This window comes from Chlorogloeopsis fritschii PCC 6912 (genome assembly GCF_000317285.1).
Classification (GTDB): domain Bacteria; phylum Cyanobacteriota; class Cyanobacteriia; order Cyanobacteriales; family Nostocaceae; genus Chlorogloeopsis; species Chlorogloeopsis fritschii.
Map to the genome: position 1 here is coordinate 1 of NZ_AJLN01000041.1, position 13,230 is coordinate 13,230.

A 13,230-nucleotide genomic window follows, 5' to 3' on the forward strand; every position below is an offset into this window, starting at 1 on the left:
ATTGTGTCGAATTTTGAAGCTGTTTGTGTTTTCTGTCAACTAAATGTGAAAGCCCTGTAAAATCTATGAATTTTTAGAGAAGTCGAGTATCTGCGTTTCTAGAGCATCAATTTTGACCGACAAATATGGGAACACTAACTTTAACTACTAGTTTGATTTGTATAACTAGTTTAATTTGTATAAATAAGTTTACAAATTATGAAGATCTTTAATTCTAAAAGCTTTATAAAAGTACCTTTACGCGCCCTCTTAATAGTTCCCTTTGTAGCTCAAATTTCTATCTCGGTTGGTTTAGTCGGATATTTATCTTTAAAAAATGGACAGAAGGCAGTTAACAACTTAGCCGATCAAGTGATGGGCAAAACCAGCGATCTGGTGAATCAGCATTTGAATAGTTATCTGGCAACACCACATCAAATTAATCAATTAAATGCAGACGCTATAGAAACGGGAATTCTCGATTTACGTGACTTTGAAAAAGCAGGAAGATACTTTTGGAAACAGACGCAGCTCTATCAAAATTTCGCCTACAACGGCTATACTCTTGTGACAGGGCAAGGGGTAGGCTCTGCCAATTATCCGGGGAGCAAATCTACCACGATAGAACTGTATCCTCTTGTGGCTGTCAAAGGAGTTTCTAAAATTTCTTCCTATGTGACAGATGCCCAAGGGAATAAGACGAAGCTAATCAATACTTATGATTACAACAGTTTTGAACAAACTTGGTATGTAGAAGCAGTAAAAGCTGGTAAACCGATTTGGAGTGGTATAAGTACTTGGGATGGTGAGGTTGGTTATATCGCCGCTTCCGCCAGTTATCCCATATATGAAAAAAGCGGTAAATTGCTCGCTGTGTTTGGTACTGATGTACTGCTGTCGAGTATCAGTGATTTTCTTCGCCAAATTCACGTCAGTCAAAATGGTAGTGTTTTTATTATTGAGCGCAATGGGCTATTGGTTGCAAATTCCAGTTCCCAAAAACCCTATGTGATTGTTAACGGTAAAACTAAACGATTGGCTGCAACTGACAGCCCCGATCGCCTGATTCAAGCAACTAGCAAATATTTACAGCAAAAGCTGGGCGATTTTGACAAGATTCAAAACCAACAGCAATTAACATTTGATTTCAAGGGCGATCGCCAATTTGTCAAAGTTACTCCTTGGCGCGATCGCTTCGGGTTGGATTGGCTTGTGGTTGTGAGTGTGCCCGAATCTGATTTCATGGGGCAAATTTACGCTAACACCCGCACTACATTTTTCTTATGCTTGCTGACTTTAGGAGTAGCATCTATTGCAGGTATTTACACATCTCGTTGGATTACCCAACCAATTTTACGTTTAATTCAGGCAAGTCAGGCGATCGCCGCAGGACACTTGGATCGTTCGGTGGAAGTGAAAGGAATTGATGAGTTGGAGATACTCGGACAATCCTTCAATTATATGGCTAGGCAGCTGCAAGAATCCTTTACAGCGCTCGAAACAGCTAACCAACAATTGGAAGAGGCTAACACGGAACTAGAGGAGCGGGTAGAAACACGGACAACTGAACTTCAAGCAACAATAGCTCAGTTACACCAAACCCAAGCGCAGATGGTGCAGAGTGAAAAAATGTCAGCTCTCGGTCAGATGGTAGCAGGCGTTGCCCATGAAATCAACAATCCAGTCAACTTTATTCATGGCAATCTCACCTATATTGATGGGTACACTCAGGATTTATTGCGCTTGGTACAACTCTACCAAAAGTACTTGCCCGAACCTCCAAAAGAAATAGAAGAAGAACTTGTCGCAACTGACTTTGACTTTTTGGAACAGGATTTAACTAAAGTACTCCAGTCGATGCGAATCGGAACGAACCGCATTCGTGAAATTGTGCTGTCATTGCGAAACTTCTCGCGTTTAGATGAAGCAGAGGTAAAAGAAGTTGATATTCATGAAGGCATAGATAATACACTCGTAATTTTAAATCACCGCTTGAAGGCAAAACCAGATAGTTCCGAAATCCAGATAATTAAAGAGTATGGTAAGTTACCTTTAGTAAAGTGCTACGCTGGTCAAATGAATCAGGTATTTATGAATATTATCAGCAACGCTATTGATGCATTGGAAGAGCGCGATCGCCAGCGAACATTAGAGGAGATTCAAGCCCAACCTAGTATAATTCGAGTTTCGACGGCAGCTAAAGGTAGTACTGTTACTATTAGTATTAAAGATAACGGTTCTGGTATGAATGAAGCAGTACGCTCCAAGTTATTTAATCCGTTTTTTACTACAAAGCCTATTGGAAAAGGCACTGGTTTGGGTTTAGCTATTAGCTATCAAATTGTTACCGAAAAGCATCATGGAAAGCTTTACTGTTATTCTCAACCAGGAAAAGGAGCAGAGTTTTTAATTGAAATTCCCATTTTATAACTATCTATAGGAAAATAGTTGTATTTATGAAATTATACGTAGTAACGCACCATTATTAAGGATTCGATGCGTGCGGCAGAAGTGTTTATTGAGCCGCACTAATAGTGCGATTAGTGCGATCGCTTATCTTGTAAATTAGGTTGAGGAACTAAACCCCAGATTATTTAACTACACAAACCTTTCTGCAGCATCAATACCCACCTCAATTCTTGATGAATTTGTAAATCACGTCTAATGTGAATTAAGACAGCAAGCAAAAATCATATTTTAGAAATCGACCACTGTCTTGGAAAGCTTTGAGCCTCGCTCCGCGAGGAGCTACGCTAACGGAGGAAACCTCCGCACCCTACCCTACGGGAACGCCTTACGGCGAACGGGAAGCCGCCTTCGGCGTCTACAAACTTTCCGCAGATGGACACCGATAAACACAGATGAATCATCCGTGTGCATCTGTGTTTATCGGTGGTCATTATCATCATAAAATTGGATTTTGCAATCAATCTATGATGTGGTAAGACTCAAAGTGAGTTCGGGTAATTCACAAAGGCAACAGGTGATAGGTTACAGTTTTTCCCTATCACCTGTCCCCTGTTCTCTGTCCCCTATTTTCTTAGCGATCGCTTCTAATGGATTAGGTTGCAAATTTTGGGGTTGCGTATGTGGCAAAACTGTTAAGTAAGGATTTAACTGGGTTTCATCAACCCAACCAGAGTAATATTTTACGCTTGTGAACTTTGGTGAAATTTCTAGTAATTCCAAATCGCCGCGAATTGCATTTGCAGTTCTTTTCCCACTAGCAGGATCAAAAGTAACACCAATACCCCAAGGCCCACCACCAAACTCATTCATCGCAACTTCGTCAAATCCTCGCACGAAGCGCTCTCCATTCCAATGCCATTCAAAACCAGGCCAATATACTGGTGGTTTTCCTGGTGGTAACAATCGCTGGAACTGTTCCAGACTTGCACCTTGATCCAGCTTTGCCGTAAAGCCTTTTTCTGTTCTTACTTCATAACGTCCTTTCCGAGTTTGAAAGTCAACGGGACTCCACCAAAGTACTTCGACTGTTTCACTATTGTTAGTAGGAGATAAAGTCAAAGCAGGAGTTTGATTTGATAATTCACTGTAAACTGGTAAACCTGCTTGTGGTAATTTAGCCATCGCTGCAAACCGCCAACAAGACCAATTTTCAGGATTATCAGCAGTTTGCAATTTAATTTGACAAACGCCGTTACCCGTGCCAACCCAAAGTGTATTATCTTCCAACAGAAGTTTGTTAGGGATTGCTCCAACTAAAGGACTATTGTTGACATTGTAAGAAGTTAAAGTACCAGAATTGAGATTTTGGGAATTAGGACGGTAAGCCACTAATCCTTGCCCAGGTATGTATAAATTACCTTCTCCACTTCTTTTTGTACCCATCCAAAATGTGGGATTATTAGCATCTCCTGTAATTGCTAAATCTGTAATTTGATGCGACACAAGTTCTGGTGGTTGAATTAATGTAATTTTATTTGTTTGTGGTTCATAACTAACAATAGTAGCGATACCATCATTGCCCTCTCCTTGCTCAAAAGCAACTGACCACCAAATGCGATTTTCCCAAATTACAGCAGCAGTAATTCGAGAAAGTCCTATTTGAGTTCCTATATTTGTATCGGTCTTTTGTTGTAATGCTTTGAGAGTGTATAGAGTTTGCCGTTGAGGATTTTTACTATTAGGCGTAATTAATTCAAAAACAACTTTATCTTTGTTTGGATTTGGAATAGTTGGTGTTGCTGGTTCTCTAACAACTCGATACTGATAGTTTTGATTTTGAAATTTAATAGTTTGGAAATTTTGAGAATATTCTGGATAATTTTGCTGTTTTAATTCTTTAGATAAAGTTCCAGTTTTGACTATCCAAGAGTTATTACCTCGACAGAAAACAAAATCATATTTTGATGTTTGAAAGCTGATAATATCAGCATTTAATATAATATTACGAATATGAAAATCAAACCGTTCGTAAAAACTTTCTTGTTCTCCTGGTACAGCTAAAGAAACAGGTACAGATTGGGGACAATTTTTAATTTCTCCATTTGCAGCTTGAGTATCTTTTTCAATAACCTGAGCAGTGCAAGCATTAAGTAGTAATAAAAAACCTAAAATCTGGACAATACGCTTCATAGACAAAATATACTCACCAACCTGCAAATTTTTTAAATCCATGCAAGTTTAGTGAGTATTACTCCTAAATTAATCTAATTTATTAGACACTACATTTATTCAATTAGTTCCGATTTTAAGCGTTTTAATTGTCCTTGCAAATACTTACCCCATTCTGCTGCTAAAGGAATTTCTGTGAACGGAACTCGCACTGATTGAGCAGGTTCTAAGAAGACAAATTCCAACTCAATAGCCCGGCCTTTCTGTGGTAGATTTTCTACATCAATAATATTGCCATCCACCATAAGGTTGATATTTTGAACATCATTCAAAGAAAAGGTTTCTAGCTTGATCGGGCCTTGAGGTGTGGGTTTGCCCCAAGTAATTGTGTTACCTTTTTGACCTAAAACAGCATAAATATCATACTTTGCTCGTTCAAATTGCTCTGCCCAGGTACGATAAGCTTCGATTTTTTGATACTCTTTCGAGCCTTGCCAAGCTAACCAGAAAAATGCTGCTAATAGAGGCAGCCATAAAAGACCACGTTCCATATTGGAAGTTTAACTCTAGAGAAACATGAATAAGAGAAGCAGAAGGTAAAAGAAAAAAATCACTTTTTGAACTTTTACATTCTCATCTTTATATTTTCTGTAACTATTCTGCAAATATAGAGCTTCTTGGAGTCTGTATAAGTTATGTTAGTGAACAACTGGCAAAAAGCGGTGATGACTTGATATGAGAAGGTTTTTATTATTTTGCTTGTTTGTCATCGGGTTAAGTGCTGCGATATTTGGTTTCCTGAATTTTCAGGGACTGGCAGCTAAAGGTGAATTCGAGACAATTTTACTAGATTTTCGGGAAGATCTTCCTCAGGAGGCGGTGCAGCAAAAACTGGAGGCGATCGCTCAACAGTACAATGTTACACCCCGACTAGATAATAAATTCTCAGCTAGAGATAATGTATACATTATCGAAGGCGATAAAAAACGACTTAAGAAACTGCGAAAGTCTGAAATTGCCAAAGCGACAGAATTTATTGAGCCAAATTATATTTACAGAATTCCTGAACTAGGCAAAATTGCACACCTAGCAGAATTTGATTCACCTGGAGATTGTGACACCACAAGATCCACTGCTGGCGAGCCTAACGATCCCATGTACAGCAAGCAGTGGCATATGCACAACATTGGTGTTGTCGGCGCGTGGAACCAAACTAAAGGCAGTGGCATAACAGTAGCAGTGATTGACACTGGTGTGACTCGCGTGCGCGACTTGGTAGAAACAAAGTTTGTCAAAGGCTACGATTTTGTAAATGATCGCCAAGAAGCTAAGGACGATAACGGACACGGTACCCACGTTGCTGGGACGATCGCTGAAGCTACCAATAACTACTATGGTGTAGCAGGAATTGCTTATGAAGCCAATTTGATGCCTTTAAAGGTGTTGAATGAATATGGCGGCGGAACCGTTGCCGATATAGCCGAAGCAATTAAATTTGCTGCTGATAACGGCGCAAATGTAATTAATATGAGCTTGGGCGGTGGCGGTGAAAGTCAATTAATGAAAGAAGCGATAGAATACGCCCACAAAAAAGGTGTTGTTATCGTTGCTGCGGCTGGAAACGAAAGTCAGAATTCTGCTGCCTATCCAGCGCGTTATCCCCGTGTCATAGGCGTTTCGGCATTAGGCCCCGATGGAGAAAAAGCCCCCTATTCTAACTTTGGTGCAGGGGTAGATATCTCGGCTCCTGGTGGTAGCGAAGCGGGCAAAGTTTTGCAACAAACCATCGATCCCGAAACTGGCGAGGCTGTATTTTTGGGCTTGCAGGGTACAAGCATGGCTTCACCCCACGTTGCTGGTGTTGCCGCATTAGTTGAAGCAACTGGTGTCAAAGAACCAGATGATGTTTTGAAAGTACTTCAAGAGTCGGCAAGAAAAATCCAGGACGATAGTTTAAACTACTACGGTGCTGGACAATTGAATGCCGAAGCCGCAGTTACACGTGCCTCACAAGGGCAAATTAGTTTCCAAGACTTTTTCCGCTGGCTGCGGGATAACGGCTATCTCAATCCTCGCTTTTGGATAGATGGCGGTGCTGTGGCACTGTTGCCTAAGATTTTGATGGTATTGGGTTCTTATCTGCTGGCTTGGTTTTTACGAGTTTACTTTCCGTTTACCTGGAGTTGGAGTTTATCGAGTGGTTTGATTGCTGGCAGTTCAGGATTATTCTTCCTGAAACCAGTCTACATTTTTGACTTGCCGCAGTGGCCTTTCCGGTTGTTGGGCAGTTCGATTCCCGAACTTGGCAATACACTTCAGGGAACTAATGCTTTTAACCCTCTGTTTGCTAGCGTTCTCATTCCTTTTGTGTTAGTAGCACTACTGCTCGGACATCCGCAATGGAAGTGGTTTGCGATCGGTACAACTTTAGGTGTAGCAGCCTGCTTAGGAGTGAGTGCCGTTTTCGATCCCGCTGTTTGGGGACTTGGAAGTGGCATGATAGCTCGAATCTTCTTAATCATCAATGCCCTACTCTGTTTAGGACTAGCTCGTTTAGCAGTGAACAATGAGGAACAACCCGCTTAAAAGATGGGAAGACAACCAGACGCGAAGACGCAGAGAATTTCTTTGTGTCCTCGTGTCCTATTTTTTTCTGGTCTTAGGAGTTTCTACAACTATGAGTATCACAGTTCAAGGAACAATAGAACGCCGTGATATCGGTACTGGTGCTTGGGCACTAGTCACCGACGAAGGCGTTACCTACGAAATCCTTAGAGGTGCTGACAAAAAGTTACTTCACCCAGGACAAAAAGCAAAAGTCACAGGCAAGGTACGTGAAGATGTAATGACAATGGCTATGATTGGCCCTGCCTTAGAAGTTAAATCCTTTGAGTTGCTTAGTTCTGACTAACGTCTGTAGAATCTAGAACTGCTTGCAATCGATTTCTAAATTCGCCTTTGGGATGCCCGCCTTTCACTTCACCCACAATTTGGAATTCTCCTTCTGGGGAATCACAAATAATGTAGGTGGGCCATCCCATTTCTGATTTATCTGGATATTGTGCTAACAGTATTTGGCGATATTTACGATACATCGCCGTATCTTGCATTTTTACGTCAATGAATTGCAAACCCAGTTCTTGAGCCACCTTTTGGTCATAAAAAGACATTTTGTGGCATAAACCGCAGTCTTCACTGGAGAATTTAATCACAGTTAACGGCATGGACTAGCAACTGTCTGACTATTTACATAAGTATCGAATACTAGCATATCAAAAGTGACATCCTCCCACACCAAATCATCTTTAAAATCCAGCAGAACAACCGTAAAGACAGAAGTAAAACAGGCGTGATATCTACTTTTAGAGAAGAAGTTTTGTACCTTACTTATCTGCGCCTATCCGCAAATAGCTTTATTAATGGTAGAGAGATGAAAACAACCGAGCATTAGCAGTATTTAAAAATGATAAAATAAATCAGTTTGCATTTAATAGGAATAAATAAAAGAATCCCCTAGCAACCGATAGTCAACTAGGGGAGTTAGTTATCAGGGTGCATCTACCAAATTATATGTTCTCGGAATAACCAGTAGTTTCCGGATAAATTTATGCACTTTTTGGACAAATTCTGAATGAATGTTTTTTGACAAGAAAAAATCCCCCAGGTGTTGGTATTAGCCAACAACTAGCTAGGGGAGTTAGTTATCAGGGTGCATCTACCAAGTTCTATGTTATAAGACTAGCCAGTAGTTTCCGGATAAATTTGTGCAAATTTTGTATAAATTATAAATGAATGTTTATTTTTGTATAGAAAAAATTCCCCATCAGCCAATAGCTAGCGAGGGGAATTAGTTATCAGGGTGTATCTACTAATCTCTACGTTCTATCAGCAACCAGTATGCTCCGGACAAATTGATGAAAATGAGAGTAAATAGTTTGAGAAATAATAAAAAGTTTTAAGCAGCTAATAGCTAGCAAACAGAATGATTAAGCTAATTTTATTTATTACTATCTTCAGAAAACAAATGAGCTATTTAGGAGGCGATCGCGCTATTAAAGTAAATCCCTAGTGGTTTGGTTACCAACCAGCTAGGGAATTGAGTAATCAAGGTACATCTACTAATAAGTATGTTCTGACTGTAACTATCAACCTCAGGATAAATTTTGCTCAATCTTATAGAGAAACTCCCCTGAGCTTATCAGTCAAGCAGGGGAGTTAAAGTTCAAGGTGCATCTACCAATAAAAATGTTCTAGGCACCGTAGTTGAAATCCGGACTAAAGTTGTAGAAGCCAGTTACTAAAATAAATAAATCTAGAAACATCTCAGTGACAAGATGCATCTAATTTTATTAGACCAGGCTATACATAGAGTTGCTGTTAGCGTTGGAAACCAAATTTGAGGAGGCAAACAGGAGAAGTTGTGACCCAGGAATTTCACCTTTCGGTGACGCCAGTAGGGCAAAGTGACTACTTGGTGCGGACAGAGCAAGTCGCGCCTGGGGTGCCATTGGCAGAAGAATTAGTGACTTGGCCTGTAGCTGAATGGTTGAAGGCTGCTGGACATTTGATGAACGATCCTTTGAAGTCAATGTTGCAGGGAGATGCGATCGCACTCAATGTCAACTTGGTGGCATTAGGTCAGCAACTTTATAACACACTGTTTCAAGGCACTCTCAGAGATAGTTGGATTACTGCCCAGGGTATCGCTCAAAATCACCAACAAGTACTGCGCTTGCGTTTGGGACTAAAAGATACCAGGTTAGCACGTCTGCCTTGGGAAGTAATGCACGCAGGCGATCGCCCCATAGCAACAGGCCCTTACATCGCTTTTTCACGTTATCAAAGTGGGATGAATGGGGTATCGAGGCTACCATCCACAAATATGCCCATACCTCTAGAAGAAGGTGGAATCAGAGTATTGATGATTGTTTCTTCTCCCACAGATCAAGTTCGATTAAATTTGCTTAAACAAGAAGCGATCAAGCTGCAAGAGGAGCTTCACCGTCAATCACCGCGTATTAGCGAAACTGGCCATTTTCTGCCGAGAATTGAACTTACTTTACTGGAACAACCGGGGCGGGAGGAATTAACACAAGCCCTAGAACAAGGAAGGTTCCATGTTCTCCACTACTCCGGTCATAGTAATGTTGGTTCTAATGGCGGTGAAATTTATCTTGTCAGTAGGAGAACTGGCTTAACAGAAATTCTCAGTGGTGATGATTTAGCTGGTTTGCTTGTTAATAATAATATTCAAATAGCTGTATTTAACTCCTGCTTGGGAGCATACCCAGCCACTGCTAACCTACAGGGAGAAACAGGCGAACGTAACTTGACGGAAAGTTTGGTAAAGCAGGGCATTAGAGGCGTTTTGGCAATGTCAGAGCGCATTCCCGATGAAGTAGCGCTGACACTTACACAATTGTTTTATCGGAATCTTGCCCAAGGATATCCAGTGGATTTGTGTGTCAGTCGAGTGCGCCAAGGATTAATTTCTGCCTATGGTTCGCACCAGCTGTATTGGGCACTACCAATTTTATATCTCCAGCGTGAGTTTGACGGTTATCTCAACCCAGAAATTTATTTACCCCAAATGGGGCAGTTCTATAATGAGTACGATCCGACTCTAAGCTCCACCTCAACTATATTCTCGACAAGGGCAGATGATGTCGATATGCCTTTACCCATTGATGAATTTATGCCTCCGGGTTTGGCAGATGATTCTTCTGAGGAGGATTGGTTAGGTGAAGATACTTGGGGCGATTTAGTAGATGAAATTGAGTATGACGATCCGGGCTATGCAGAAGATTCTGCGATAGTTTCCGATCTGTTGCGCGAACTTGAGCAATCAACGGTTGCAAATGAGGAAACAGCGATCGCACCGGAAGTAACGCAGCACGTTGAGAAAGATAATATTGACAAAAAAGAGGTTTCAGAAGAGATAAAATCGCCAGATTGTGATGATAGCAGTAGTTTGCGGGGAGAGCTAACAGAGGAAACTGGTAAAGCCAAGCAAGTTGAGACAGAACGTCATGTATTGGTGAATGATGCCAACTTACCAAGAAATTCGCAGAATTCTTCTCCATCAACTCATGTTACCCCATCCCAAAAAACTAATTCACAACGACGTCCTCAAAGTCGGTTTTGGTCTAAAGTTGGGGTTGTAGGAGTAAGTGCGATCGCAGCAGTTATCGGTTTAAGTTTGTGGAACAATCAACAAAAGTCAAAATCACCCGATCTACCCTTAACTTCTACTGCCCAGTCTCAACCTAGCCTAAATTCCTCTGAACGTAATTTAAAGACAGAGGAAACCGGAATTGTTACAGCCTATGCGATCGAAAAAGTAAGCAAAGGAGACTTGCAAAATGGGCTGGTAGCTGTGGAAGAACTACTAAATCGTAATGCTCTTTCTAATGCTAAAGCGGCTCTGGCTCTAGTTCCTAATAGTAAAATTGACGATCCATCTGTGAACTTTTTCAAGGGGCGGTTAGCGTGGCAATCGGTGCAAACAGGAGATAAAAACTATAGTATTGATGATGCCCGCCGTTATTGGGAAAGTGCTGTCAAAGCTGAACCAGATTCGCTTTTATATGCTAATGCCTTAGGTTTTGCTTACTATGCAGAAGGTAATATTAATCGTGCTAATGATGCTTGGTTCAAGGCGTTGAATGCAGCTATCAAACAACAAAATACATCTGCCAGTGCCATAGCACCCACACCAAAAGAAGTTAATCACGATGCTTTAACTGCCTATGCTGGTTTAGCTATTGGACTGTATAAATCTGCTCTTAGCCAACCAGTTTCTAAACGAGAGCGATATTTTAATGAAGCAATCAAGCTACGCCAAATGGTAGTCAAAGACGATCCAAGTCATTTTCAACTTAATAAATTAGCCAACAATTGGCTATGGCCAGAGCAAGCAATCACAGATTGGAAATCTCTCCTTCAGCTACCTTCTCCCCCATCTCAAGAAGGAGAATCATAAGCTATTGCTGCTACTATAATGCCTGCTACCCATTTGTAGGATCATCAAAGCAAAATTAGGCTCGAAGAGTCTTCTAAATTTGCTACGAGAATCTTGCTTGTGATTTGAAGATTGTTGCGTCAATTATTGCATCAAATATGTTACCAAACAAGCTTAGACGCGGTAATATATGAGGGTAAATTTTTCTGTAGCTGCAATAACTTTTTGGGGCAACAAAGATGAGTCAAGCAGCAGAGGCAAGGGCAGATATTCTAACGCTAAGTACAACAGACAGACAGTACTGGTACGAACAAGGCAAGCAGTTCGACAATCAAGAGCTTTATGAAGAAGCAATTGTATGTTACGACAAAGCTTTAGCAGATTGTCTAGATGGCTACTGGATTTGGTACGACAGAGGCAGCGTTTTACGGGAACTAGGTGAATATGAACAGGCGGTAGCTAGTTTTGAGCGAGCATTGATAGTACGCCCTAATGATTATTGGGCTTTGTACAATCAAGGCTGTATTTTGTTAGAAGATTTAGATTTGTTTGAAGAAGCGATCGCAAGTTTTGATCGGGCTTTGGAAATACGCCCCAAAGACTACTGGTCATATTTTCGTCGAGGAGACGCCAAACGTCAATTAGGGCGTTACGAAGAGGCGATCGCTGATTACGATTTAGCTTTATCGATTCGTCGTGATGATTATTGGGCTTGGTTTCGGCGTGGAGATGCCTTGAGACATTTAGGTCGTTACAATGATGCGATTAAAAGTTACGATGAAGCTTTAGCGATAGAACCAGATGATTTCTGGGCTAATTACAAACTAGCAGATGTTTTGAGATATGTGGAGCGTTATAAAGCGGCGCTGACAAGCTATCAACAAGCAGTTGAAATCAAACCAGATGATGAATACGCTTGGTATAACAGTGCTTGCTGTGCAGCTCTATTAGGAAATATCTCATTAGCAACAGAATGCCTTGAGTCTGCACTGCTGATTAATCCTAATTTTCAAGCACTGCTGAAAACAGATCCTGATTTAGAAATAATTCGAGAGCAAGGATTGTTAGGAGACTTGCTGCGCGAAACTAATTGTTTATATTGATGTTTGCTTAACTCTGCTCATGTCAATCTTGTCTGTAAGCAGTAGATCTCGGTAATGTACCAATTGAAAGCATTGGATTAACAAGTTATTGCTATGACGAATAATGTCCTTGGACAACCATTACAGATTTGTTGCACCTCGCCAATGACAGGCTTTTATCGAGATGGAATATGTAATACAGGTGCGGGTGATATTGGTGCTCATGTTGTCTGCGCACAACTCACAGAAGAATTCCTGGCATTTACCAAGTCAAGGGGAAACGATTTGAGTACACCCATGCCCATGTTTGATTTTCCAGGTTTAAAACCAGGCGATCGCTGGTGTTTGTGCGCCTCTCGTTGGAAGGAAGCACTAGATGCTGGAGTTGCACCACCTGTAATTTTGTCAGCAACTCACGCATCAGCTTTGGAATACGCTTCTTTAGATGAATTGAAGCAATACGCTCTCGATGAAGCATAAGTAAGTAGAACATCAGAATAAACGTAAAATTTGCCCTGTAACATTCCCAACTTTTGAGAGAAGTGGGAATCTATGTTTTTGTTTACTTATTAAAAAACCTCAGCTTCTCAACTGAGGTTTTTTCCAGAATAAGGCCATATTCAGTTTGTT

General features: G+C 40.9%; 10 protein-coding genes. 7 read left to right on the forward strand and 3 right to left on the reverse strand.

The window, feature by feature from the left end:
• Positions 1–198: 198 nt before the first annotated feature.
• Entirely contained in the window at positions 199–2,409 is a 2,211-nt protein-coding gene (locus UYC_RS0103950) for an ATP-binding protein (RefSeq protein ID WP_016873344.1), read from the forward strand.
• A gap of 296 nt (positions 2,410–2,705) precedes the next feature.
• Entirely contained in the window at positions 2,706–2,834 is a 129-nt protein-coding gene (locus tag UYC_RS39830; RefSeq protein WP_268743981.1) for a hypothetical protein, read from the forward strand.
• A gap of 136 nt (positions 2,835–2,970) precedes the next feature.
• On the opposite strand, the gene UYC_RS0103955 is transcribed toward UYC_RS39830, so the two are convergent.
• Both UYC_RS0103955 and UYC_RS0103960 read right to left on the reverse strand, forming a co-directional pair.
• A complete protein-coding gene (locus tag UYC_RS0103955) occupies positions 2,971–4,620 on the reverse strand; it encodes a hypothetical protein (RefSeq protein WP_016873345.1) in 1,650 nt (549 codons plus the stop codon).
• Between the two features lie 53 nt (positions 4,621–4,673).
• Entirely contained in the window at positions 4,674–5,108 is a 435-nt protein-coding gene (locus UYC_RS0103960) for a hypothetical protein (protein WP_016873346.1), read from the reverse strand.
• 184 nt (positions 5,109–5,292) lie between these two features.
• Between UYC_RS0103960 and UYC_RS0103965 the strand changes: the two genes are divergently transcribed.
• Both UYC_RS0103965 and UYC_RS0103970 read left to right on the forward strand, forming a co-directional pair.
• The gene (locus UYC_RS0103965; protein ID WP_016873347.1) at positions 5,293–7,143 is read left to right on the forward strand and encodes a DUF5942 domain-containing protein; all 1,851 of its coding nucleotides are present in this window, start codon (positions 5,293–5,295) and stop codon (positions 7,141–7,143) included.
• A gap of 91 nt (positions 7,144–7,234) precedes the next feature.
• Complete coding sequence (locus UYC_RS0103970; protein ID WP_016873348.1) at positions 7,235–7,468, forward strand: hypothetical protein; 234 nt, start codon at positions 7,235–7,237, stop codon at positions 7,466–7,468.
• Here the strand turns inward: UYC_RS0103970 and UYC_RS0103975 are convergent.
• Entirely contained in the window at positions 7,455–7,781 is a 327-nt protein-coding gene (locus tag UYC_RS0103975) for a thioredoxin domain-containing protein (protein ID WP_026087352.1), read from the reverse strand. The two genes, UYC_RS0103970 and UYC_RS0103975, sit on opposite strands and share 14 nt — an antisense overlap.
• A gap of 1,196 nt (positions 7,782–8,977) precedes the next feature.
• Between UYC_RS0103975 and hetF the strand changes: the two genes are divergently transcribed.
• The 3 genes from hetF (at position 8,978) to UYC_RS0103990 (ending at position 13,080) form a co-directional block, all read left to right on the forward strand.
• Entirely contained in the window at positions 8,978–11,539 is a 2,562-nt protein-coding gene (gene hetF / locus UYC_RS0103980; protein ID WP_026087353.1) for a cell division protein HetF, read from the forward strand.
• A gap of 218 nt (positions 11,540–11,757) precedes the next feature.
• Positions 11,758–12,621 (forward strand): tetratricopeptide repeat protein, encoded by an 864-nt coding sequence (locus UYC_RS0103985; protein WP_016873351.1) that lies wholly within the window; start codon positions 11,758–11,760, stop codon positions 12,619–12,621.
• A gap of 93 nt (positions 12,622–12,714) precedes the next feature.
• Complete coding sequence (locus UYC_RS0103990; protein WP_026087354.1) at positions 12,715–13,080, forward strand: DUF2237 family protein; 366 nt, start codon at positions 12,715–12,717, stop codon at positions 13,078–13,080.
• Positions 13,081–13,230: the final 150 nt, after the last annotated feature.

Excerpts from the sequence above, each read along its gene's own strand:
- UYC_RS0103960 (WP_016873346.1), bottom strand. The coding sequence starts at position 5,108 with ATGGAACGTGGTCTTTTATGGCTGCCTCTATTAGCAGCATTTTTCTGG.
- UYC_RS0103975 (WP_026087352.1), bottom strand. The coding sequence starts at position 7,781 with ATGCCGTTAACTGTGATTAAATTCTCCAGTGAAGACTGCGGTTTATGC.
- UYC_RS0103965 (WP_016873347.1), top strand. The coding sequence starts at position 5,293 with ATGAGAAGGTTTTTATTATTTTGCTTGTTTGTCATCGGGTTAAGTGCT.
- UYC_RS0103955 (WP_016873345.1), bottom strand. The coding sequence starts at position 4,620 with ATGGATTTAAAAAATTTGCAGGTTGGTGAGTATATTTTGTCTATGAAG.
- UYC_RS0103985 (WP_016873351.1), top strand. The coding sequence starts at position 11,758 with ATGAGTCAAGCAGCAGAGGCAAGGGCAGATATTCTAACGCTAAGTACA.
- UYC_RS0103950 (WP_016873344.1), top strand. The coding sequence starts at position 199 with ATGAAGATCTTTAATTCTAAAAGCTTTATAAAAGTACCTTTACGCGCC.
- UYC_RS0103990 (WP_026087354.1), top strand. The coding sequence starts at position 12,715 with ATGACGAATAATGTCCTTGGACAACCATTACAGATTTGTTGCACCTCG.
- UYC_RS0103970 (WP_016873348.1), top strand. The coding sequence starts at position 7,235 with ATGAGTATCACAGTTCAAGGAACAATAGAACGCCGTGATATCGGTACT.